This is a genomic window from Paramicrobacterium salitolerans, assembly GCF_051513965.1.
Classification (GTDB): domain Bacteria; phylum Actinomycetota; class Actinomycetes; order Actinomycetales; family Microbacteriaceae; genus Paramicrobacterium.
Genome location: NZ_CP195847.1, coordinates 1,749,300 through 1,771,872 on the forward strand (window position 1 = coordinate 1,749,300; position 22,573 = coordinate 1,771,872).

General features: G+C 65.1%; 20 protein-coding genes. 5 read left to right on the forward strand and 15 right to left on the reverse strand.

The features are described 5' to 3' along the window. Positions 1-9: 9 nt before the first annotated feature. From ACSAGD_RS08360 to ACSAGD_RS08410, 11 genes are all read right to left on the reverse strand, one after another. Positions 10-2,097, reverse strand: coding sequence for a helix-turn-helix transcriptional regulator (locus tag ACSAGD_RS08360; RefSeq protein WP_437582266.1), 2,088 nt, complete (start codon positions 2,095-2,097; stop codon positions 10-12). Positions 2,098-2,219: 122 nt separating this feature from the next. Continuing rightward, positions 2,220-4,175 (reverse strand): glycosyl hydrolase family 18 protein, encoded by a 1,956-nt coding sequence (locus tag ACSAGD_RS08365; RefSeq protein ID WP_437582267.1) that lies wholly within the window; start codon positions 4,173-4,175, stop codon positions 2,220-2,222. A gap of 133 nt (positions 4,176-4,308) precedes the next feature. Further along, positions 4,309-5,052, reverse strand: a complete 744-nt coding sequence (locus ACSAGD_RS08370) for a hypothetical protein (RefSeq protein WP_437582268.1) — start codon at positions 5,050-5,052, stop codon at positions 4,309-4,311. Continuing rightward, positions 5,049-6,041, reverse strand: coding sequence for a VWA domain-containing protein (locus tag ACSAGD_RS08375; protein ID WP_437582269.1), 993 nt, complete (start codon positions 6,039-6,041; stop codon positions 5,049-5,051). Before ACSAGD_RS08375 ends, ACSAGD_RS08370 begins: the two co-directional genes overlap by 4 nt. Then, positions 6,038-7,030 carry a VWA domain-containing protein gene (locus tag ACSAGD_RS08380; RefSeq protein WP_437582270.1) on the reverse strand — a complete coding sequence of 331 codons (993 nt, stop codon included), beginning with the start codon at positions 7,028-7,030 and terminating at the stop codon, positions 6,038-6,040. Before ACSAGD_RS08380 ends, ACSAGD_RS08375 begins: the two co-directional genes overlap by 4 nt. Beyond that, positions 7,021-7,479: a hypothetical protein gene (locus tag ACSAGD_RS08385; RefSeq protein ID WP_437582271.1), complete on the reverse strand. Its 459-nt coding sequence runs from the start codon at positions 7,477-7,479 to the stop codon at positions 7,021-7,023. Before ACSAGD_RS08385 ends, ACSAGD_RS08380 begins: the two co-directional genes overlap by 10 nt. After that, positions 7,466-8,350, reverse strand: a complete 885-nt coding sequence (locus tag ACSAGD_RS08390; protein ID WP_437582272.1) for a DUF58 domain-containing protein — start codon at positions 8,348-8,350, stop codon at positions 7,466-7,468. The genes ACSAGD_RS08385 and ACSAGD_RS08390 overlap by 14 nt, the downstream gene beginning before the upstream one ends. 7 nt (positions 8,351-8,357) lie before the next feature. After that, positions 8,358-9,359 (reverse strand): AAA family ATPase, encoded by a 1,002-nt coding sequence (locus ACSAGD_RS08395; protein ID WP_437582273.1) that lies wholly within the window; start codon positions 9,357-9,359, stop codon positions 8,358-8,360. A 62-nt stretch (positions 9,360-9,421) separates the two neighbouring features. Then, positions 9,422-10,555, reverse strand: coding sequence for a flavodoxin-dependent (E)-4-hydroxy-3-methylbut-2-enyl-diphosphate synthase (gene ispG, locus ACSAGD_RS08400; protein WP_437582274.1), 1,134 nt, complete (start codon positions 10,553-10,555; stop codon positions 9,422-9,424). Between the two features lie 94 nt (positions 10,556-10,649). Continuing rightward, a complete protein-coding gene (locus ACSAGD_RS08405) occupies positions 10,650-11,285 on the reverse strand; it encodes a CoA transferase subunit B (protein WP_437582275.1) in 636 nt (211 codons plus the stop codon). After that, the gene (locus ACSAGD_RS08410; RefSeq protein WP_437582276.1) at positions 11,282-12,067 is read right to left on the reverse strand and encodes a CoA transferase subunit A; all 786 of its coding nucleotides are present in this window, start codon (positions 12,065-12,067) and stop codon (positions 11,282-11,284) included. The genes ACSAGD_RS08405 and ACSAGD_RS08410 overlap by 4 nt, the downstream gene beginning before the upstream one ends. Positions 12,068-12,221: 154 nt before the next feature. On the opposite strand from ACSAGD_RS08410, the gene ACSAGD_RS08415 reads away from it, so the two are divergent. After that, a complete protein-coding gene (locus ACSAGD_RS08415) occupies positions 12,222-13,406 on the forward strand; it encodes an acetyl-CoA C-acetyltransferase (protein ID WP_437582277.1) in 1,185 nt (394 codons plus the stop codon). A 116-nt stretch (positions 13,407-13,522) separates the two neighbouring features. Next, positions 13,523-14,902 (forward strand): MFS transporter, encoded by a 1,380-nt coding sequence (locus ACSAGD_RS08420; protein ID WP_437582278.1) that lies wholly within the window; start codon positions 13,523-13,525, stop codon positions 14,900-14,902. On the opposite strand, the gene ACSAGD_RS08425 is transcribed toward ACSAGD_RS08420, so the two are convergent. Then, positions 14,886-16,298 (reverse strand): M50 family metallopeptidase, encoded by a 1,413-nt coding sequence (locus ACSAGD_RS08425; RefSeq protein WP_437582279.1) that lies wholly within the window; start codon positions 16,296-16,298, stop codon positions 14,886-14,888. The two genes, ACSAGD_RS08420 and ACSAGD_RS08425, sit on opposite strands and share 17 nt — an antisense overlap. A 97-nt stretch (positions 16,299-16,395) precedes the next feature. Between ACSAGD_RS08425 and ACSAGD_RS08430 the strand changes: the two genes are divergently transcribed. Beyond that, on the forward strand, positions 16,396-17,952 hold the full coding sequence (locus ACSAGD_RS08430) for a Mur ligase family protein (protein WP_437582280.1): 1,557 nt from the start codon (positions 16,396-16,398) through the stop codon (positions 17,950-17,952). A gap of 29 nt (positions 17,953-17,981) precedes the next feature. Here the strand turns inward: ACSAGD_RS08430 and dxr are convergent, their stop codons facing one another. Both dxr and ACSAGD_RS08440 read right to left on the reverse strand, forming a co-directional pair. Continuing rightward, entirely contained in the window at positions 17,982-19,058 is a 1,077-nt protein-coding gene (gene dxr / locus ACSAGD_RS08435) for a 1-deoxy-D-xylulose-5-phosphate reductoisomerase (RefSeq protein ID WP_437582281.1), read from the reverse strand. Positions 19,059-19,080: 22 nt separating this feature from the next. After that, on the reverse strand, positions 19,081-20,028 hold the full coding sequence (locus ACSAGD_RS08440; RefSeq protein WP_437582282.1) for an FKBP-type peptidyl-prolyl cis-trans isomerase: 948 nt from the start codon (positions 20,026-20,028) through the stop codon (positions 19,081-19,083). A 141-nt stretch (positions 20,029-20,169) separates the two neighbouring features. Here ACSAGD_RS08440 and ACSAGD_RS08445 point away from each other — a divergent pair, with 141 nt between their 5' ends. Beyond that, positions 20,170-20,928 carry a lysophospholipid acyltransferase family protein gene (locus ACSAGD_RS08445; protein ID WP_437582283.1) on the forward strand — a complete coding sequence of 253 codons (759 nt, stop codon included), beginning with the start codon at positions 20,170-20,172 and terminating at the stop codon, positions 20,926-20,928. Positions 20,929-20,956: 28 nt separating this feature from the next. On the opposite strand, the gene ACSAGD_RS08450 is transcribed toward ACSAGD_RS08445, so the two are convergent. After that, positions 20,957-21,430 carry an OsmC family protein gene (locus ACSAGD_RS08450; RefSeq protein ID WP_437582284.1) on the reverse strand — a complete coding sequence of 158 codons (474 nt, stop codon included), beginning with the start codon at positions 21,428-21,430 and terminating at the stop codon, positions 20,957-20,959. Between the two features lie 68 nt (positions 21,431-21,498). On the opposite strand from ACSAGD_RS08450, the gene ACSAGD_RS08455 reads away from it, so the two are divergent. Continuing rightward, complete coding sequence (locus tag ACSAGD_RS08455) at positions 21,499-22,500, forward strand: asparaginase (RefSeq protein ID WP_437582285.1); 1,002 nt, start codon at positions 21,499-21,501, stop codon at positions 22,498-22,500. The last annotated feature ends 73 nt before the right edge of the window (positions 22,501-22,573 follow it).

Consider the following 22,573-nt stretch of genomic DNA (forward strand, 5'->3'; position numbering starts at 1 on the left):
CCATCGTACTCATGCTCCGAGGCCGCTCGTGTCTGATGACTCGGAGTCCTGCTGCACGGCACTGATCAGGAAGGCCAGCTCGCTTCTCGATCGTACGTCGAGCTTCCGGTAAATACGGCTGAGGTGCACCTCAATCGTCCGGATCGAGACGCCGAGACGGGAAGCGGCTTCGCCGTTGGTCAACCCCGTTGCGACGATGCGCGCGACCTCGTTCTCACGTGCCGTCAGACGGACCTTTCGCGGCGTACGCCATCGCTCTCCGCTCTCGGCCGCTGCGCGCTCCTCACGCGAGCAGGCCGTGAACACGCACACGTCGATCGCCGCGTGGCCGACCCTGCTGAGCTTCTCCACGCGATCGGATTCCATTCGCCGCAGCAGCTGCACTCCCGCTCCGCAGAACGGAATCCAGATCGGAGTGTCTGCAGCGGCTTCGATCAGAGAAGCCGCTGCCTCCCGCTGACGCCCCTCAGCGGCGTCGAGACAGGCTCGCGCGACGCGTTCGTACGCACGGACCAGCGGGGTCGCACCAGCCATAAACGCCGGCGACCAGCGGCGCACTGCCGACTGAGCACTGTCTGGCAATGCCGATCCGAACATGACGGGGCCCAGCTCAGCCGCAAGGGCCACGCCGGCGCGCAGCGTTTCGACCGATGCCGCACCTTTCTCGGCCACCCGCAGTTCGATCCACTCGATGAAGCGCGGACCCAGCTGGCATTCGTCATATGATCGCCTGTCGAGCAGCTTTCGCGCCCGCCCAACCAGTCCCAGCTGGGCTGACAAGGATGCTGCGACAGCGACAGCCCCGCCAAGGCATCGTGGCTCTGCCGCAACCTCCTCAAGTCGTTCCAGCTCAGCGATCGGCACCTCACCTTGGCAGCAGGTGCGCGCGAAGACGTAAGGAGCGAGCGCGCGCGTCGAGATATCCCGATCGCCGCTTCCCAGAACGCTCGCGAGGGCGTCCGCGGCGTCGCGGACCCAACCGCAGTTCAGCGCCGCGATTCCGGCGACGAGCAGTGCGCGCTCCCCTTCCTCCGGGCGGGATTGGCTCGCCGCCTCCATGGCCGCAGCATAGGCCCATGCGGAATCGCCCGCTTCGAGAGCGCCGCACGCGAGATCCAGAACCTCGTCGGCACGTTCCGGCTGCCCGGCGAGCGCGGCGAGAGAGGCATGCCAGGATGCCGCCCGGTCTTCCCCCGCTCGACGCAGTTCGGCGGCGAGACGCTCATGCACGTCGGTGCGCTCCGCCACGGAGGCGGACTCGTGAACGAACTGCCTGGTGCTCGGTCGCGCGACGCGGAAACGCCCGCCATGCAGGTCGATCTGGTCGGTGAATCGGCCGCGCAGCAGAGCGTCCTGGTCGATCTCAGCCGCGGCGAGCATCACGTCGACTCGATTGATGATGCTCACGGATGCGACAAGCGCAGCGCGCTTCTCCGGTTCCGTGAGGTGTTCGCCCCAGAGCGCGAGCTCCGTGCGAACCGCTGTGGCCAGTGGGAGCGGGTCCGGCAGGGCGCGAGTGCCCTCGAGCTGATCGTCAGAGAGCGCAGCGGCAACCTCGACGATGCTCCCCGCGCGGCCGTCGAGTTCGTGCGCGAGATGTGATGCGACCACGGGCGAGACCGGCCTCGCGCGCTGCGAGCGAAGAAGATCGAGCGCTTCGTCGGGCCCGCAGGGCATGATTCGAACAACTCGGAGTGGTGCGTGCATTCCGCGCACCCAGGGGCTTTCCCCCGCTGTGGCGAGGATCACCGCGTCACTGAAATCCGCGAGCAGCCTCGAGAGAAGCTCGTCGCGCTGATCCTCTGGAAGTCGATCGAGATCGTCGATGATGAAGATCGGAGTCACAGCCCCGCCACTGTCTGAACGCTCGGAGGGTCTCACGAATGCCGGGCATCCATCAGCGTGATCATGCGGCGAGATTCGCACTGCAGTGCGACCGCGCCCGGCGAGCCCCTCTGCTGCGCGCTCCAGAGCGAAGCTACGCCCGCTTCCGCGTCTGCCGACCCAGAGAACTCCCCGCCACCCCGTCTCGAGAGCTTTCTCGACGAGTCTCGCGTCGTCAGATGGTTCCTGAACGACGAGTGCTCGATCGAGCATGGTGAGCGCTCCTCTTCTTCGACGACAGTGTCCTCCCGGTATGTTACCGACACTTACAAAACAGTGTGCGGACACGCGTCAGGGGGCCGAGCGATGCCCGACCCCCTGACGCGTGGGTGAGATTAGTGCAGACCTGAATAGATCGCGCTGATCAGCTCACCGTTCGAGGTGTCTCCGGAGAGCTCCCAGAAGAAGGAGCCGCCAAGGCCCCAGTCCTGAGCGAACTGCATCTTGTTCGCAATGGTCTCGGGCGTGTCGTAACTCCACCACTCGCCATCGCAGAATGCGTATGCAGTGCCGCCCACGGTTCCCGTGGTGGGGCACTTCTCGACCAGAACCTTGTAGTCCTCAATTCCGGCCTCGTACGTGCCCGGGGCTGCACCCGTAGCGGTGCCACCCGGCTCGGCGCTCGTCACACCGGTCCAGCCACGACCGTAGAAGCCGATCCCGAGAAGCAGCTTCTCACTCGGAACTCCGAGTGTGCGAAGCTTCGCGATCGTCGACGTGGTGTCGAAGCCCTCCTGCGGAATGCCCTCGTAGCTCGTGAGCGGCGAGTGCGGCGCAGTCGGACCGCTCTTGTTCCACGCACCGAAGTAGTCGTACGTCATCGGCATGTAGAAGTCGACGTACTGCGCTGCTCCGGCGTAGTCAGCGGCATCGATCTTTCCACCGTCGGTACCGTCAGCAGTGATCGCAGCGGTGACGATGTCGTCGCCGAAGCGGTCACGGACCGCCCTCATCAGGGTCGGGAACGAGTCCTCGCCTGACGTGTCGCACGTCAGACCGCAGGCGTTCGGGTACTCCCAGTCGATGTCGATCCCGTCGAACACGTCAGCCCAACGCGGGTCCTCGACCAGGTCGTAGCACGAGTCGGCGAAAGCCTCAGCGTTAGCTGCAGCATCCCCGAAGCCGCCAGACCAGGTCCAGCCGCCGAAGGACCAGAGGATCTTCAGGTCAGGGTGCAGCTCCTTGAGCTGACGCAGCTGGTTGAAGTTTCCTGCCAGCTCCTGATCCCATGTGTCAGCGACCCCGCTGACGCTCTCCTCAGCCGTGAACGTCTTCTGGTAGTCCGCGTAGGCATCGCCGATCTTGCACTCGCCGCCGCTCACGTTGCCGAAAGCGTAGAGGATGTGCGTCAGCTTGTCTGCGGAACCCGACGTCTCGATGTCCTTCACCGTGTAGTCGCGCTGGTAGATACCCCAGTTCGTGAAGTAGCCGACGACCCGCTCCCCGGGTGTGCCCGGGTCGATGGGGTCAGTGGGGTCAGTCGGCTCGGTAGGGTCCGTGGGATCCGTCGGGTCCGTTGGGTCCGTAGGATCTGTCGGGTCGGTGGCGTCGTCGCACGCTCCCTTGTCAGCCCAGACACCCCATTCACCGGTTGTCCCGGGCTCCTGACCCTTAGTCCACCACTTGGCGGCCCAAATGTGGCCCTCGTGGGCCACTTCGTCGCCGTTGTTGTAGACGGTTCCGGCGTCCCATTCGGCAGCGCACTGCTCTGCAGGCGGGTCGGTGGGATCGGTCGGGTCGGTCGGGTCGGTCGGGTCCGTCGGATCAGTGGATCCGTCGGTCACATTGATGTCGATGCAGCTGTAGAACGCGTTGCCCGTGTCTGCGACATTCCAGCGAGACAGGATCGTGTGCTCACCGGCTGGCAGACCGCTGAGGTCGTGCGTGACCGTGGCGGGAGGCTGCTCGCCCTTGCCATCGATCGTGGTGAACAGTTCGCCGTCGACGAAGTATTCCCATTCGCTCGTCGCGTGGCGCGCGGTGTTCGTCCACGTGATCGAGAGATCAGACGACACGTCCTTCCGCGGCCAGGCGCGTGAGTTGTCATCGAGGATCGCGAAGGCTTCATTTCCTCCACTGCACTTCATCGAGCCTTTCGGCGCTTCCACGCTCTGCGGCTCGTACTTGATCGAGCCGCAGTCGAACGGAGTTGCTCCCGTCGAACAGTAATCTTGTCGGCTCGGCGGGTCGGTGACCCATCCGTGCGCCTGTGCGCTCTGCGTCTGCGCCAGGGGCACGATCATCGCCCCGAGCACACCGAGCGTCACAAGCGATGCGCGAATTCCCTTCATCGTGTTTCCAGCTCCTTCGTTGGATAGAACCGCCACGACGGCGGCCGCGAGCAGTGCCCGCAGCCGTCACGTTAGTGAGAGTTCTTCACCCGCGTAAGTGTGGAATACACGTACGTACCCGTACGCACGTCGTCTACCAGGGCTTGTCCGTGCCTCCACCGGATCCGCCTCTTCTCTCGGCATCCCCGTTCTGCTTCTTACGCTCGGCGTCTTCGCCGCGCTTCTCGAGATCGTCGAAGGGATTGTCGCCCTCGGACTCCTCGCCTCCGCCTGACTCGCCCGAATCGTCAGACTCGTCGCCCTCCGAGTTTGAGTCTGAGCTCTCATCGCCGCTCTGCGACGACTGTTCGAGCTTCTCCTTGAGCCGCTTCTCCGCAGCATCCAGCTCCTGATCGGCTCCGGAGTCCTGGGGCTGGTCACAGCCCTCCTCGTCGCCAGCCTGTACGATGCCCAGCGCCTTTGTCCACATCTTGATCGCGCTCTCGGTCGACCCTGACTCGGCGTGAGCGTCGCCCTGCTGCTCCCACGCGAGCGCGAGATTGACTCGCACCTCGCAGGTGCGACCCTCCGGCGCCAGTTCCAGCGCACGCGTGAGGTCGGTCACCGCTTTCGACAGCTGCCCGTCCGCGGCAAACGCCGTCCCACGATCGAAGTGCGCGATCCACGGCTCGAAACCGTTCCAGACCATCAGACCGTCGAACGCTGACACTGATTTCTGAAACTTCGACTCCTGATACGCATCGGAACCCGTGTCGCTGAGAAGGGGCAGGCTGAACAGCTTCGCGGCCAGAAGGAGCGCAATGAGCACGAACGGAAGCGTCCAGAGCGCCAGTCGGAGTCGTGGTCGCGAGCTGCGGCGGCGTGTGCCAGCGGTCATGAGCGTTCACCTCCCCTGTCGCGGGTGCGTCGAAGGTCGCGCACCAGTAGCGTTCCTTCGAAGGCGAGCAGAACACCGAACGGGATCGCCAAGATCCAGTACAGCTCCGGTCTCGGTTCAGGATTGACATCCGGCTCTGCTTCAGGCGTGACATGGATGCCTCGGGTCGCCTCGGACACAGGCGAAGCCGCGTCTCGATGGATGTACGTCACACCCAGCTGATCCGCGATCGCACCGAGTGCCTCCTCATCGATGCGGGAGAGAGCTGGCTCGTCAGTCTCCGGATCCATGATGTAGTCAGGTTCAGCAGTGCTCTCGAATCCCGAATACTCCCGCATCTTCCCGCCGTCCGACGTTCCGTAGCCGAGCACCGCTCCCCCGTCGATGTACGAGGCGAGATCGGCGAAGGACTCCGGCGGTTCGCTCACCGTCTGCTCGCCATCGCCGATGTAGTACACGATCGTCCGACGCTCATCGGTCCGCTCGGCGAACAGCTCGTCCAGAGTTTCGACCGGAGCCGAGATGCTGCTCCCCGAGGAATAGCGCGTGATCTCCTGAGTCATGGCAGAAACTGTCTGTTCCACCGCTCCGCCGTCGGTGGTGAGCGGAACGCGCTGGACAGTTGCCGCGTCGAACGTCACGACAGAGAACCTCGCTCCCGCGAGCTCCTCCGTGATGTCGACGACATCGTCGCGCACGCCTGTGAGCCTCGGTTCGCCGTCGCCCCAGTCCTCGGCTGCCATGCTGCTCGTCGTATCGATGACGAAGTACACGTCGACGTCGCCTCCGATCGTCTCTGGTGAGCCGCCCCCGGGCAACGTTGGGCGCATGAGCATGGCGAAGAGCACGAGCACGAGCGCCGATCGTAGAATCCAGCGTGCACGCATACCACGACTCGACGCAAGTACTGCGAGCGCGACCGTGCCGCCGAGGATCGCGAGGAAGAGTACGATCAACAGGACAGCAGAGAACAGCGGATCGAACGTCATCGCCTCAGCCTCCATGAGACAGTCAGCAGCGCAAGTGTGGCCACGAGCGCAAGCCACAGCAGCGGCTCCGGCTCATCGGTGCGAATGATCTGCGTCGGTCCCTCCAGCGTCGTCGCCTCCTGCTTCTCGATCGACTCGACGATCCCAGGCACGGCATCCGGGTCGTCCATCGCGTAGTACCCTCCGCCGGTCGACTCGACGGTGTCGCGGAACTCGGCCGCCAGTTCGGCCACATAGTTCTTCCCATTCGCGTCGCCCGGGTTCAGCCCGTAGACCACGACTCCGTAGTCTTCGGCGTACTTCCCCGCCTCGGGAAGCGAGACGAGCTGCTTGCCCGCGACGTAGTTGTCTGTCGCGAACACGATGGAGCGCGAGCGCTCCTCGTCCAGATGGTCGAATCGGCTCACGCAGCTGGCGAGGCCGTCACCGATGAGCGATGACCCGTCGCCCAGAAGAGTGCCGTCCGTGTACGCGTAGTCCGTATCCGGATCTTCCATGTTCTCGCGCAAGTCGTCCATCTGCGCTGCGACGTAGTCGTAGTCGGTGGTGAGCGGGAAGTACGTGACGGCCGAAGCGTTGAAGATCGTGAGGCCGATCCTCTCTCCGTCGAACTTCTCCACGAGCTCCCCGAAAGACTCGAGGATCGCGGCGTCGTATTCCGTCATCGAACCGGATGTGTCGAGGCACAGCACGATGTCACGGTTGTTCTGCTCGATCGTGTGCTTCTGCACCGCGACGACCCGTGTGCTGAGGAACGCGGCGGAGACGACCCCGACAATCGCGACGGCGAGGGCGACGACCAGGCCAAGACGCAGGCGGCCTCGCGCGCGCCGGTATGCCGGTAGTCGCAGAAGCCGCTCTCTGTGCGCGATCCGAACAGCATCGCGCCCCACGCGTCCATCCCGAACCGCGAAGACGACCCCGACAATCGCTGCGACCGCGAGGACGCCGAGCCAGATCCACAGCATCCAACCATGCATCAGCTCCATGGCACCACCACCTGACGCGCACGTTGCAGCGCGTGAGCGAGCCCGCCGCTCGTCTCGGGAGCGAACTCAGCCGGATAGTACGACCGAACGGTCTCGGCGAGTCCCGTGAGATTGGCTTCGTCGAGGTCAGCCAGGGTCATCGCCGAGATGGGAGCACCTGAGCGCTCCTCCGCGAATGCGCGAACCAGAACGCTGAGCTTCTGGTGCGCGGCGCGCGTCTGGAGCTCTCCGGAGGCATGAGCGCGCTCGATGTCATCGATAAGGCCCTGATATCGAGCTACGAGGTCACCGGGAATCGGGCGCTGAACGCTCCTCGCCACCTTTTTCGGGCGGGGGAACAGCCAGACGAACAGATACCAGGCAGCGATGAGAACGAGGATGCCGACAGCGATGAGCGGCCACATCCCGCTGTATCCGATCGGAGGGTAGTAGCCATTATCGCCGGGCACGATTATGCCTCTCTAGAAGTCGGAAGACCCCGGACACGGCATCGTCGGGTCCCGTCACGCGCACGCTCGAGACTCCGATGCCCTCGAGCACGTCCTCTGTCTCGGTCTGCGCCGAGGCGCTTCGCGTCGCGAAGGCGCGCCGGACCGCCCGGTCCCGGCGAATGTACTCCGAGATCGCGACGTCGTCCGCGATGTCGCGAACCTCGGACGAGCCCCAGTCCGCCGTCGGATCAGCGTCAGCAACACTCACCCAGAGCACCTCATGCTGAGCATGGAGTCGACGGAGCGCACTGAGCCGCTCAGCGCCGAGATCCTCGTCGTCGCTCACGATGACGAGGATGCTGCGCCGTTTGCTTCGTCGGATCACAAAGCCGAGCAGACGATCCAGATCGCTTTGATCGGCATCCGCTCTCGTCCTCCGTTGGATCGAGTTCAGGAGCTGCTCGATGTGCGATTCCGTCCCCGCACCGGGAACGTGGTGCACGCCGCCCGCGTCGCCGCAGACGAGCGAGACGTGATCGCCGTGTCGGAACGCCAGGTACCCCACGATCCCCGCCACCAGAATGGCGGTGTCGCGCTTTGGGACGCCGCCCGGCCCGATCGCCGCCATATTGCGGCCGGTGTCGACCACAAGTGTCACAAGGTGCTTGCGCATCGCCACGTACAGGCGGGTGTAGGGGGTGCCATGCCGTGCGGTGGCCTTCCAGTCGATGTCACGGATCTCATCCCCGGGCACGTACGGACGGAGCTCATCGAACTCCAGGCTCTTGCCGTGGGCGATCGAGGCGTATTCGCCGTCGAGCACTCCGCGAACCCGGCGGTGCGCTCGGATCGCCAACTTCGACTTCACACGATGGAGGAGCGTCGGCATAGTCAGCTCACGGGGCCTGCAGCGTAGCGAAGCAGGCGTCGATCACGGTCTCCGCCGTCACGCCGTCCGCGTCGGCCTCGAAGTTGAGGATCATCCGGTGGCGCAGCACCTGGTGCCGGAGCGCCTTGACGTCGTCGGGAATGACGTGATCGCGCCCATAGAGCACCGCGAGTGCACGAGCGGCGGATGCGAAGGCGATGCTCGCACGTGGGCTCGCACCATAGTCGACATACCTGGCGAGGCTCTCAGAGAGATATTGGGACGCGTGCCGTGTGACATACACGGCCTGGACGATGTAGTTGAGGACCGCAGGGTCCAGATAGACGTCTCTCGTGACCCGCTGCAGGAACACCACATCATCGAGCGTGACGCTCTCGTGCTCCGACGCGCGGTCGCAGACTCCAGCGCCGACTCTCCGCACGATCTCGGCTTCCTCCGTGATCGTCGGGTACCCCAGAACGTCCTTGAGCAGGAACCTATCCAGCTGCGCTTCGGGAAGGTGGTATGTGCCCTCCTGCTCGATCGGGTTCTGCGTCGCGAGCACGAGGAACGGCTTCGGCAGCGGGTGCAGTTCGCCTCCGATCGAGGTCTGATGCTCCTGCATCGCCTCGAGCATCGCGGACTGCGTCTTCGCACTCGCGCGATTGATCTCGTCGAGCAGCACGAAGTTCGCATGGATCGGCCCCAGTTGAGTTGTGAAGCTACGTGTGGCCGGATCGTAGATCTGAGTGCCGAGGATATCCGAGGGAAGGAGGTCCGGTGTGCACTGGATTCGACGGAACTGCGCCTGCACGGCATCCGCAATCGCCTCAGCGGCTGTGGTCTTCGCGAGGCCGGGAACACTCTCGAGGAGTACGTGCCCGCCCGTCATCAGTGCGATGAGCAGGCTGGTCCGCAGACCTGTCTGCCCGACGACCTTCGCACCGTATGAGCGGACGATCGTCTCGAGAATCTTTCTCGCACGGTCACGATCCGCTGGCGAGAGAGCGGCGCCGCTCGGCTGATTCACGTGTGTTACCCCCAGTTGGTCGTCGTGGTCGCTGTCGTGGGCGACAGGCGGATGCCGGCGAGTCAGCCGACCGATACCGTCGGCTCCCCGACCGATGTGTCACCCTGCGGAAGCTCCGCGGCGATGCGGTTCGCCTCGGCGATCAGAGTCTCCACGATCTTTGACTCCGGCACGGTCTTGATGACCTCACCCTTGACGAAGATCTGCCCCTTGCCGTTGCCGGAGGCGACTCCGAGGTCGGCTTCGCGCGCTTCTCCCGGTCCGTTCACAACGCAGCCCATCACTGCGACGCGCAGCGGAACCGTCATGCCCGCCAGGCCCGCCGTCACTTCATCGGCGAGCGTGTAGACGTCGACCTGTGCCCGACCGCAGCTCGGGCACGACACGATCTCGAGCTTCCGCTCTCGCAGGTTGAGCGACTGGAGGATCTGCAGGCCCACCTTGACCTCCTCCACGGGAGGAGCACTGAGCGACACGCGAATCGTATCGCCGATTCCCTCGGAGAGGAGGATGCCGAACGCGGTCGCGCTCTTGATGGTGCCCTGGAAGGCAGGTCCCGCCTCCGTGACGCCGAGATGAAGCGGCCAGTCGCCCCGCTCTGCGAGCATGCGATAGGCCTTCACCATCACGATCGGGTCGTTGTGCTTGACGGAGATCTTGAAGTCGTGGAAGTCGTGCTCCTCGAAGAGGCTCGCCTCCCAGACAGCGCTCTCCACAAGGGCCTCGGCGGTGGGCTTGCCGTACTTGTCCAGAAGCCGGCGGTCGAGCGATCCGGCGTTCACCCCGATCCGGAGCGAGACATCGGCGGCCTTCGCGCGCTTCGCGATCTCGCCGACCTGATCGTCAAACTTCCGGATGTTTCCGGGATTGACTCGGACTGCGGCGCAGCCGGCGTCAATCGCTGCGTACACGTAGTTGGGTTGGAAGTGGATGTCTGCGATGACGGGAATCTGACTCTTCTGCGCAATTGCGGGCAGCGCGGCCGCGTCGTCACGGCTCGGCACGGCGACGCGCACGATGTCGCAGCCGGATGCCGTGAGCTCGGCGATCTGCTGAAGAGTCGCGTTGATGTCGGTCGTCGGGGTCGTCGTCATCGACTGGACGCTGACCGGAGCGTTTCCGCCGACCAGCACTTTGCCCACCTTGATCTGCCGCGATGCGCGGCGGGGTGAGAGGGTCTCTGGTGCTCCGGGCATTCCTAGATTCACTGCAGGCACCACATCATCCTACGATGCCGCCTTGCGGACAGCCTGAGCGCACCGGCGGCACGCGTGCCGCCGGTGCGACAGCTCACAATGCGACGGTCAGCGGAGGTTCGGTCGCTTCGATCACCTCGTCAGCGCTCACGCCGGGAGCGAGCTCTACGAGTTGAAGGCCGCCATCGGTCACGTCGATGACGGCGAGATCGGTGATGATTCGGTCAACGACGCCTCGGCCGGTCAGCGGAAGCGAGCACTCGGTGACGATCTTCGGGCTGCCGTCCTTCGCGGTGTGCGTCATCAGAACGATCACCCGCTTCGCTCCGTGCACAAGATCCATTCCGCCGCCCGGTCCCTTGACCATCTTGCCCGGGATCATCCAGTTCGCGAGGTCGCCCGCCGCGGAGACCTGCATCGCTCCCAGGATGGCCGCATCGATCTTGCCGCCGCGGATCATCGCGAAGCTCGTCGCCGAGTCGAAGAAGGCGGTGCCAGGCAGCGTCGTGACGGTCTCCTTGCCCGCGTTGATGAGGTCCGGGTCAACGGCGTCCTCAGTCGGGTACGGGCCGACGCCGAGGATGCCGTTCTCAGACTGAAGCGTGACGGTGACGCCCTCCGGCACGTAGTTCGGTACGAGGGTCGGCAGACCGATGCCCAGATTGACATATGCGCCGTCGCGCAGCTCCTGTGCCGCTCGCGCGGCCATCTCCATTCGCGACAGGGTCATGACCGCGCTCCTTCCGTCTCGCGGACTGTTCGTCGTTCGACGCGCTTCTCAATGCCCGAGCCGACCGCGACGATCCTGTGCACGAAGACTCCCGGCAGGTGCACCGCGTCAGGATCGATCTCCCCCGGTTCGACGAGCTCTTCCACCTGCGCGATGCAGACTCGCCCCGCCATCGCCGCGAGCGGCGAGAAGTTGCGTGCGGACTTGTTGAAGACAAGATTGCCGTGTCGGTCTCCGCGCAGTGCGTGCACAAGCGAGAAGTCGGTCGTGATCGCTTCCTCCAGAACGAACGGCTTCTCCACACCATCGACGAGGAAGGGCCGTGTCTCCTTCGGCTGCGAGCTCTCCGCGATCGTTCCGTCGGGGTTGTAGCGACGCGGCAGCCCGCCTTCCGCCATCTGCGTGCCGACGCCGGTCTGAGTGAAGAACGCGGCGATTCCTGATCCCCCGGCCCGAAGCTTCTCAGCGAGTGTGCCCTGCGGCGTCAGATTCACCACGAGCTCGCCCGAGAGGTACTGGCGTTCGAACTCCTTGTTCTCCCCCACATACGACGAGGTCATCTCGCGGATTCGGCCCGCTCCCAGCAGGACTCCCAGACCCCAGTCGTCGACTCCGCAGTTGTTGCTCACCACAGACAGATCCGTGCTTCCCACCTCAAGCAGCGCTGTGATCAGCGCCATCGGGTTCCCGCACAGTCCGAAGCCTCCCACTGCGAGTGACGCTCCGTCGGGTATGTCGGCGACCGCCTCGCGCGGCGTGGTGACAGTCTTATCCATTGTCATTGAGCGCACCTCCGTTGCTGCACTTCGATCCGCTGCATTGTGTGCGTGCGGACCACCTGTGTTCCAACCTACTCCGTCACCGGCACGTTCCCGAGCCGCCTGGAACGTGCCAAGCTGGTATCGGCTGCACATCCACATGACAAAGGAGTCACCAATGACACAGAAAGATGTTGTCATCCTCGGCGGCGCACGCACCCCGTTCACACGACTGCTCGGTGCGCTCTCCGCCTTCTCGGCCGTCGACCTGGGCGCTCGAGCCATCAGCGCCGCCCTGACCCGGAGCGGCGTGTCTGCGTCCGATGTCGAACACGTCATCATGGGGCAGGTTCTGCAAGCTGGCGCTGGCCAGAATCCGGCCCGCCAGGCCGCGATCGGAGCGGGAATCGGCTGGGCCGTTCCGACGGTCACTGTGAACAAAGTCTGTCTCTCCGGGCTCGTCGCGGTGACGGATGCTGCGCGGCTCATCCGCAGCGGCGAAGCCGACGTGGTCGTCGCCGGTGGGCAGGAGTCGATGACGAATGCACCGCACGTACTGCCCGGTGCGCGAAAGGGTTTCAAGTACGGGCCCACTGAGCTTCTGGACGTCGCGGCACACGACGGCCTCACCGATGCCTTCGATCAGGTCTCGATGGGAATCTCCACGGAACGTCACAATGCCCCGCTCAGCATCTCGCGCGAGGAGCAGGATGCCGTCGCAGCAGCGTCCCACGCTCGCGCCGCATCCGCGGCGCGAGACGGCATCTTCGCCGATGAGATCGCGCCGGTCGATGTGCCGGGCCGCAAAGGCTCTGTCACGACGGTCGACGCCGACGAAGGGGTACGCGAGGACTCCACAGCCGATGTCTTGGCGGGGCTCCGCCCAGCATTTGATCCTGACGGCACCATCACCGCCGGCAACTCGTCGCCGCTGAGCGACGGAGCAGCCGCGCTCGTCGTCGCAGATCGCGAATGGGCTGAGCAGCGCGGACTCGAGTGGCTCGCGGTCCTTCGTGCTCCCGGACAGGTCGCCGGCCCCGACACCTCGTTGCATTCCCAGCCGTCTCGGGCCATCGAGCACGCGCTCTCCCGGCAGGGGTGGAGCACGGCTGATCTCGACGTCGTGGAGATCAACGAGGCATTCGCCGCCGTTGGCATCCAGTCGATGCGCGACCTGTCGCTCTCGCCGGACATCGTGAACATCCATGGCGGAGCCATCGCCATCGGGCACCCGATCGGGGCCTCCGGGGCGCGGCTCGCACTCCATGCAGCTCTCGAGCTCTCGCGTCGCGGTTCCGGCCGTGCGGCAGTCTCCCTGTGCGGAGGCGGCGGACAGGGCGAGGCTCTTCTGCTCGAAAGATGACGCGAGGATGCCGCCGCCGCAGGCTGCGCGGCGGCATCTCGTCTGCGCCGTTCGACACCGTCACAGCGCGTTCGGACGCGGCATCCTGCACCCTCGACCCGACGTAGGGTGTATTCGTGAGCGATGAATCTCTGACGCCTCGTCGGGCAGGCCTCGCCGTCGCTTCGCTCAGCGTCGGGACGCTGCTGAACCCACTGAACTCGTCGATGATCGCCATCGCGCTGCTGACGCTGCGCGAGACTTTCGGGCTCGACGTGCTGACCGTCACCTGGGTCATCACAGCGTTCTATCTCGCTTCCGCAGCGGGACAGCCCCTCATGGGCAGGCTCGGGGATCGCTTCGGCCCGAGACGCCTGTTCATCTTCGGCATGTGCGTGGTCGTGATCACGTGCGCGCTCACACCGTTCTCACCGAATTTCTGGTTCGTCTGCGCTGGCCGTGTGGCTCTCGCGATCGGAACAGCCACCGCGTTCCCCTCCGCTGTGTCGCTGCTGCACCCGATCACCTCGATGTCCAGAATGAGTTCGCCGCGGCTGCTCGGTCGCATGCAGATGGCGAACACGGCCGGCGCCGCGATCGGCCCCGTCATCGGCGGCGTGCTCGTGACGACTCTCGGCTGGGAGGCGATCTTCTGGATCAACGTGCCTCTCGCCCTTATCGCGCTGGTCGGTACCCGCCTCTTCGCCCCGCAAGACGCAGCACGTTCGAGGGAACCGGTGCGCACGGTGATCGCGGACTCGGACATTCCCGGCGTGCTGCTGTTCACGGCATCCCTCGTATCTCTTCTGGTCTTCCTTCTGAACATCACTCGCGAGGCGCCGTGGCCGCTGCTGATCACCGCGATCGGATGCGGCGCGCTCTTCATCTGGCGAGAGCTCTCGACGCGGGAGCCGTTCATCGATGTGAGGATGCTCGCACGAAATCGGCGTCTGCTGCTGGTCTACACCGGGTTCGCCCTGTTCAATCTGGTCTACTACTGCGCGTTCTTCGGCCTGCCCCAATTTCTCGAGGAGCACGGCGGCTACCGCCCCGACATCACGGGCCTTCTCATGCTGCCGCTCGCGGCGCTCAACGTCTTGCTGACGCCCTTCGCCGCACGATTCATCGAGCGACGCGGCGTACGCGCGGCGTTCCTCGTCGGGGGCGTCTGGCTCGTCGCATCCGCAGCCTTCATGACGCTTGTGGCCTGGAGCGTCGCCCCGATCGTTCCGCTTCTCGTCACCGCAGCTATGGGCGTGCCGTACTGCGTGATCAGCATCTCGATGAGTCAGGCGCTCTACTCGTCCGCTGGACGGGAGTCTGCGGGAGTCGCGACCGGAATCTTCCAGACCTCACGATACGTGGGAGCCATCCTCTCGACGACGCTTCTGGGAATCGCGTTCAGCGACGGAACGGTGCCCGCCAGCTGGGTCGAGGTGACCATCGTCGCCACGGTGCTTTCCGTCGCGCTTCTCGCTCTCATCGCTCGATGGCGACCCGTCAGCCGAACAGACTGATCGGCTTCACGATGTCGGCGTACATGAGCAGAACGCTCATTCCGCCGAGGATGACCACGACCGTGAAAGTGACAGGCATGAGCTTCGCCGCGTCGACCGGCCCCGGATCAGGTTTGCCGCGCAGCTTCGCCCAGCCCTTCTTGATCGCCTCCCAGATCGCGGCTGCGACATGGCCGCCGTCCAAGGGGGTGAGCGGGATCAGGTTGAAGACGAAGAGCGCGACGTTGAGCGCAGCCAGGATGCCGAACATGGTCTGCGCCTTCACCACGACGGGCACGGTGTCGACGCTCGCGACCTCCCCCGCCAGTCGACCGACGCCGACGACGCTCATCGGCCCGTTCGGGTCGCGCTCTTCCGAGCCGAACGCCGCCTGCGCAATGTCCACGAGGCGTTCCGGGAGATGGACGACGATGTTGCCGACCGCCGTCACGTTGTCCCAGACGGCGGGGAGGACCGCACTGACGGGCTGGCGCTCATAGGTCATCGCGGCGGTGATGCCGACCATGCCGTATTCGACCGTCTTCGTCGTGCCGTCGGCATCCTCTATCTGCTGTTCCGTCAGGCGCGGTGTGACCTGGAGCGTCACGTTCTCGCCCCCGCGCTCGACGACGACGTCGAGGGGCGTTCCGGCACTGTTCTGGATGATCTCGGAGGACTGACTCCATTCGCTGATCTTCGTTCCGTCGACGCTCACAATGCGGTCCCCTGGCTTGAAGCCGGCTTCTGCACCCGGTGAGGCTTCCGCGTTCTCCGGGCACTCGCTCGCGGCGCTCGAGGCGGGCATGAGGCACTCGCTCACGCTCGCGATCGTCGTGGACGCCGATGTCGGAACACCGAAGCCGACGAGGACGATCCCGTAGAAGATGATCGCGAGGACGAGGTTCATAGCGGGACCGCCGAGCATGATGATGATGCGTTTGTATACCGGGAGTCGGTAGAACGCGCGGTCGTCCTCGTCCCCGATCGTCTCGGCGCTCATGTCACGTGCGTCCTGGACGAGTGCGTCGAAGGCGCGCCTCGTGCCGGAGGATTCGGACGGACGCTCGATGGCCTCCTCGATCGCTCCGGCGACATCCGTCGTCTGCTCCGGGTGCGCATCGGAGAGCTGCTGGACGAAACCGGTGCTCGACGCGTGCACTTTCTCGCCCGGCTTCGTCGGCGGAAACATGCCGATCATGGAGATGTAGCCTCCGAGCGGAATGGCCTTCACCCCGTACTCCGTCTCACCCTTGCGGCGTGAGAACAGCGTCTTGCCGAAGCCGATCATGTACTGCGTGACCTTGACCCCGAACAGCTTCGCAGGAATCAGGTGGCCCATCTCATGCAGCCCGATGGAGACAGCGAGCCCCACGACGATGATGAGCACGCCGAACAGGTACAGAAGCACAGATTCCACACAGGCACGATAGCGTGCCGCGCTCGGTGAGTCCTGTCTCCCGGCTGTGAGACTATGGATGCCGTATCCACCCGCACCGCAAAGGACAACCCTGACCGTGGAGTCTGACACACCCGCGGCGTCACGTCCGCACGACATGACGCCGAAGTCCCTGACGCATCTCTCCGAGAACTTTGACCTCTCCCCCTATGGCGGCGACGTCACGCTGACGGGCATCACGCTCGCCAGTTCACTCGTCCGACCGGGTGACGTCTATGTCGCAACGCCCGGCGCCCGCTTCCACGGCGCGCAGTTCGTCTCGGAGGCCGTCGAGCGTGGCGCGGTCGCGGTCGTGACGGATGCCGTGGGGGCCGAGCAACTCGGCGATGCCGACGTCCCCGTTCTCGTGGCCCCTCTGAACCCGCGTGAGATCCTCGGCCGAATGGCCGCGTGGGTATACGACACCGATCGCGACCGTCCCCCGATGTTCGCCCTCACGGGCACAAACGGAAAGACGTCGACCGCGCACTTCCTCGAGGCGATCCTCACTCAGCTTGGCCTCCGCGTGGGCCTCAGCTCCACGGCCGAGCGCCGGGCGGGCTCCGAGATCTTTCCCTCGGTGCTCACGACTCCCGAGTCGCCGGAGATGCACGCACTTCTCGCGAGAATGCGCGAGGTGGATGTTGAAGCGATCGTCATCGAGGTCAGCGCGCACGCGCTCAGCCGTCACCGCGTCGACGGGCTCGTTTTCGATGTGGCGGGCTTCACCAACCTCAGTCATGACCATCTCGATGACTACGCGACCATGGACGATTATCTGGCCGCGAAGATCTCACTCTTCCAACCCGACCGGTCACGTTCTGCAGTGGTGTGTCTCGACACGGATGCCGGCGAGCGCGTCGTCGCTCAGGCCGGTGTCCCCGTCACCACCATCACTTCTCGCGACGATGTGACAGCCGACTGGACGATCACGATCGGCACCGAGAGCCCCGCGTTCACGGAGTTCACTCTCGAGCACGAGCAGCATGGTGCCCTCACCACGCGTGTGCCTCTCATCGGTCGGCACATGGCGGCGAACGCTGGACTTGCGATCGCGATGCTCGTCGACGGCGGCTTCGCCCTCGAGAACATCGCCGACACGCTCGCCCGCGACGGCGGCATCCTCGCGGAGGTGCCGGGCCGGTCCAACCGCATTCCCGTCGAGCACGGTCCCGCGGTCATCATCGACTCCGGTCACAGCCCAGACGCGTTCGCGAAGCTACTCGAGGCTGTTCGCCGCGTCACACCGGGAAAGGTGATCATGGTAGCGGGCGCGAATGGCAATCGCGACACGTCGAAGCGCGGCGAGATGGGCGAGGTCTCTGCGTTGGGCAGTGACATTCTGATCATCACCGATCACCACCCGCGCGACGAGGATCCTAGAGTCATCCGGGAAGCACTCGTCGACGCGGCTCGCGCGGCAAAGCCCGAGGGCGACATCCGCGACGTCGCTGATCCGGCAGAGGCGATCCGAGTCGCTGTCGCCGCGGCCGACGAAGACGACACGGTGGTCTGGGCTGGCCTCGCGGGCAAGGAGTACCGCGAAGTCGGCGATCAGAAGCTGCCGTTCTCCGTCCCCGGTGAGACGACGAGCGCGCTGCGCGAAGCGGGATGGACGCTCGACAAGACGCTCTGACCTCCGGCTCTCCGTTTAGGACGCGATGATCAGCCGACCAGACTGTCTGCGGTCCGTCTGGCCCATTCCTCGGCCTCGGCGAGCGCCTCGCGGGTCAGCGCGCCCTCGGGCTCATGGGCGTCCACCACGCGTTCGACGGTCTCGAGGATGTCGAGAAAGCCGATGCGCCTCTCGTGGAATGCTTCAACCGCCTGCTCGTTCGCCGCGTTGAAGACGGCCGGATACGTGCCGCCCGCCCGACCGACCCGCTTCGCGAGGTCGATGGCAGGGAAGGCATCGGCGTCGACGGGTTCGAAGGTCCAGGTATGGCGTTCCGTCCAGTCGAGCGGCACTCCGATTCCCGGCACCCGATTCGGCCAGTCGAGCCCGAGTGAGATCGGGAGCCGCATATCGGGCGGAGATGCCTGAGCAATCGTGGATCCGTCAATGAACTCGACCATGGAGTGCACGACCGACTGCGGATGAATCGTCACATCGATGTCGTCATACCCGACGTCGAAGAGCAGTCGTGCTTCGATCACCTCGAGCCCCTTGTTCACGAGGGTCGATGAGTTCGTCGTGACGACACGCCCCATATTCCACGTCGGGTGTGCAAGGGCCTCCTCGGGTGTGACACCTCGCAGCGACCGCCGTGTGCGGCCGCGGAATGGTCCACCGGATGCCGTCAGCACAAGGCGCCGCACTTCGCGATCGCTCCCGGCGCGCAACGTCTGAGCGATCGCCGAGTGCTCCGAGTCCACGGGCACGATCTGTCCCGGCGACGCGGCTGCTCGAACGAGATCTCCCCCGACGATGAGCGACTCCTTGTTCGCGAGCGCAAGCGTTCTGCCAGCTTCAAGCGCGGCCAGTGTGGGGCCGAGTCCCACGGAACCGGTGATGCCGTTGAGGACGACATCCGCATCGACATCGCGCACCAGGTGCTCTGCTTCCTCAGCGCCGAGAGCGGTGTCCTCAACACGATGCTCTGCCGACTGCGCCGCAAGACGCGCAGCATCGGTGCCTGCCGCAAGAGCCACGACCTCGAACCGCTCCGGGTTCCGACGAATGACATCGAGCGCCTGTGTGCCGATCGACCCGGTCGATCCGAGGATGATGACGCGTCTCATGGGCTCAGCCTAGCGAGCGGAATCAGCGTGAGGTGGCGAGGATGTCCACGACGAACACGAGCGTGTCATCGCCCTTGATTCCCGCGCTCTCACTCCCCTGCGCACCGTAGCCGTCCTCGGGTGGGATCACGGCAATCACCTGGCTGCCGACCGTCTGACCGACCAGAGCCTTGGTGAAACCTGCGATCACCTGGCCTGTGCCGAACTGAGCCGGTGCGTCGCCCCAGCTCTGATCGAACACTTCGCCCGTGCGCCAGTTCACACCCTGGTACTGCACGGTCACGCTGTCTCCGTCCTCGACGACGGTGCCATCGCCCTTCTTCAGGACTCCGAGCTGGAACTCGTCAGGAGCGGCCCTGTCAGGGATGGCGACGGTCGGAGCGCCGCTGTCGTCAAGCGTCACCTTCGGCAGGTTGGCGTCGACCTCCTGCTCCTCACCCGTTGCCTTCTCAGGAGTGATCGACACAACATCAGCCACGATCACGATTCCCTCATCGGCGCCGATCTTGCCGTCTGAGCTTCCCTGATCGCCCCACGCGTCCGAGGGCGGCGAGACCGACACAACGCGTGAGCCGGTCGGCACGCACTCGATAGCACGGACGAGTGCCGGAATCAGTGCCTGATCGGAGACGACGACCTGCATCGGCCCTCCTGCGTATGAGGTCTCCTGCACCTTCTCACCGGTCTTCGCGTTGAAGAGGGAGACCTCGATGCCCACGCGATCGCCGTGAGCCGTCTCATCCCCCGTGCCCTCGGTGATCATCGTGCGTTCGGTCTTCTTCACCGTGAGGGGCGCGTCGAACGAGACGTCGGGCACGGTTCCCATCTCTCCGGCGACGCTGACCGCCTCGGATGCCGCACCGGACACCGTGTCTTTGCAGACCTCCGCGGCGGGCGTCGTCGATGCCGCCTGCGGAGCCTCCTCTGAGGAGCATCCGGTGAGTGCGAGAGTGACAACGGCGGCGGACACCGCAAGGCTACGTAGGCGCACGAGTGTTTGGCTCTTTCCTGCAGAGATTCGGGTACTCCTACAGTCTGCCGCACCTTTCTCCGAGAATTCCCGACACACTTCATTCCGCTGACGGAATGAAGACGTCGTTAGCGTCGGAGGGTGACAGATGCAGGCACGACGGAATCCGCACACGCAGCCAAGCTTGGTTTCACGTATCGGCTCGGCCGGTTCATCCTCACGCCGCTGGTCCGCGGCTATTATCGGCCGACTGTTCTCGGGCGTCACAACGTCCCCAAGACCGGCCGGGTCATCTTCGCGAGCAACCACCTGTCATTCATCGACAGCATCGCCATCCCGGTCTGTGCGCCGCGACCGGTCCAGTTTCTCGCGAAGTCGACCTACTTCACCGGGCGAGGGTTCCGCGGATGGGTCACTCGGACATTCTTCTCGTCGATCGGCGCTGTAGGAGTCGTGCGCGGAGCGGGTCACGCCGCACAGACCGCCCTCGACCAAGGGCGCGAGATCTTAGAGAACGACAGCGCATTCGCTATTTACCCGGAAGGCACACGTTCCTTAGACGGCCGACTGTACAAGGGCCGCACCGGAGTCGCATGGCTCGCGCTCACCACCGGTGCGCTTGTCGTCCCGGTCGGGCTGAAAGGCACGGAGACCATGATGCCGGTGGGCGCGAAACTGCCGCGCAGACGTCCCGTCACGATCGAGTTCGGCGCTCCGCTCGACCTCAGCCAGCACGGCCCTGCGACGTCAGGGCGAGCACGTCGGCAGGCGACCGACGAGGTCATGAGCGCTATCCATGCACTCACGGGCCAGGAGCTGGCCGGTTCTTACAATGAGGCTCCTCCCGCGAGCCGTGTTGAGAAGTTCAAGCAGGCGGTTCTTCCTCACGAGCGCATCTGACCACACCGCCCGGCCCCTGCACCCGGTGTCAATCGTCGAACCGAATCTCGGGTTCGACGGCGACGGGCACAGTCACGGAGTTCGCGATGAAGCACATCCGATGCGCCTCATCGTGCGCGAGACGAGCGGCCTCGGCATCCGATTCGCGTGTGATTGTCAGTTCCGGTCGCAGCACGACCTCTGTGAAGCGACCAGCGCCGTCAGAGTCGACCGTGAGCGTGCCTTTCGGGGCGTCTCGGTACGAGGTCACCGTGATTCCCGCGCGCACAGCCGCGTGAAGATACGACAGCATATGACACTGCGAGAGCGCGACGAGGAAGAACTCCTCCGGGTTCCACCGATCTGCATCGCCGTGGAACGTCCGATCTGCTGAGGCGCTGATGTCATGCTTGCCCTCGGCTTCGACGAGGACATGTCGAGCGTAGTCGCGATAGCCGGAGGTCCCGGTTCCCCGATTGCCGGTCCAGGTCACGGATGCCGTGTAACGGTGTGTCGACGCCATACACGGATCATCCCACAGCGGCGGCCAGAGTAACCTTGGGGAGGCACGCATCAGCACAGGAGGTCACATTGACACAGCAGGGCACGTTCACAGCGGATGAGGCGCAGGAGCTCGCGGTCGTCGTCAGATCGGGCTTCATCGAGTCACGCCACATCGGCTCTGCGATCGTGCTCGACCAGCACGGTGACGTTCAACGCTCCATCGGCGCTCCGGCTTCTCCGGTCTTCCCCCGCTCCTCTCTCAAGCCGTTCCAAGCGATCGCCGTGATGAACTCCGGGGTGCAGCTGAACGGAGCGCATGCCGTCCTGGCCACAGCCAGCCACACCGGAACCTTCAAGCACATGTCGACGGTGCGTGCCATGCTCGCCACCGCGGGGCTCACAGAGGACGCTCTCAAGTGCCCGCCCGCGTGGCCTCAGGACGAGCAGGCTCGCACTGAGATGATTCGTCAGGGCGTGGGCCAGCAGCGCATCGCGATGAACTGCTCAGGCAAACACGCCGCCATGCTCCTCGCGTGCGCGGCGAACGGCTGGGACACCGCGAGCTACCTCCATCCTGACCACCCCATGCAGCGCGCTGCGCTCGACACCGTCGAGCGCTTCACGGGCGAGAAACCCGCGGCTGTCGCGACCGACGGCTGCGGTGCTCCTGTCTTCGCCGTCTCGCTCGCGGGACTCGCCCGGGGCGTCGCGCGGCTCCGCACGTCTTCGGCGTCCTCGCCGTTCGCCATCTATCGAAACGCGGGCATTTTGGTCGACGCAGTGCTGGAGGATGCCTGGGGGATCCAGGGGCCGGGCACGCCCAACACCCTTGTGATCGAGCGCCTCGGAGTGTTTGCGAAACTCGGCGCCGAAGGGGTCATGGTCATGGCCGCGAAGGACGGCACGACCGTTGCGCTCAAGATGCTCGACGGGAGCGGCCGCGCCGCCACGCTCGTGGGACTCGAACTGCTGGTCCGTGCGGGGGCGCTTCCTCGTGATGACGTGGACGCCCTGCTCCCCGAACTCGGACTCAGAATCACAGGCGGCGGTGCCGACGTGGGTGAGATTGCCGTCTCACCGACGCTCTGAGAGGCGGCGAGCGCCCCGAGCCGTCCTCCGGCGTCCTCCGCGCACCGCGGAGACGTAGGCTGGCAGTCAGACC

Coding starts and splice junctions, on each gene's coding strand:
- ispG (WP_437582274.1), bottom strand. CDS start 10,555: ATGCCCGGAGCACCAGAGACCCTCTCACCCCGCCGCGCATCGCGGCAG.
- ACSAGD_RS08415 (WP_437582277.1), top strand. CDS start 12,222: ATGACACAGAAAGATGTTGTCATCCTCGGCGGCGCACGCACCCCGTTC.
- ACSAGD_RS08360 (WP_437582266.1), bottom strand. CDS start 2,097: ATGCTCGATCGAGCACTCGTCGTTCAGGAACCATCTGACGACGCGAGA.
- ACSAGD_RS08365 (WP_437582267.1), bottom strand. CDS start 4,175: ATGAAGGGAATTCGCGCATCGCTTGTGACGCTCGGTGTGCTCGGGGCG.
- ACSAGD_RS08405 (WP_437582275.1), bottom strand. CDS start 11,285: ATGACCCTGTCGCGAATGGAGATGGCCGCGCGAGCGGCACAGGAGCTG.
- ACSAGD_RS08410 (WP_437582276.1), bottom strand. CDS start 12,067: ATGACAATGGATAAGACTGTCACCACGCCGCGCGAGGCGGTCGCCGAC.
- ACSAGD_RS08375 (WP_437582269.1), bottom strand. CDS start 6,041: ATGACGTTCGATCCGCTGTTCTCTGCTGTCCTGTTGATCGTACTCTTC.
- ACSAGD_RS08450 (WP_437582284.1), bottom strand. CDS start 21,430: ATGGCGTCGACACACCGTTACACGGCATCCGTGACCTGGACCGGCAAT.
- dxr (WP_437582281.1), bottom strand. CDS start 19,058: ATGAGACGCGTCATCATCCTCGGATCGACCGGGTCGATCGGCACACAG.
- ACSAGD_RS08370 (WP_437582268.1), bottom strand. CDS start 5,052: ATGACCGCTGGCACACGCCGCCGCAGCTCGCGACCACGACTCCGACTG.
- ACSAGD_RS08390 (WP_437582272.1), bottom strand. CDS start 8,350: ATGCCGACGCTCCTCCATCGTGTGAAGTCGAAGTTGGCGATCCGAGCG.
- ACSAGD_RS08380 (WP_437582270.1), bottom strand. CDS start 7,030: ATGGAGCTGATGCATGGTTGGATGCTGTGGATCTGGCTCGGCGTCCTC.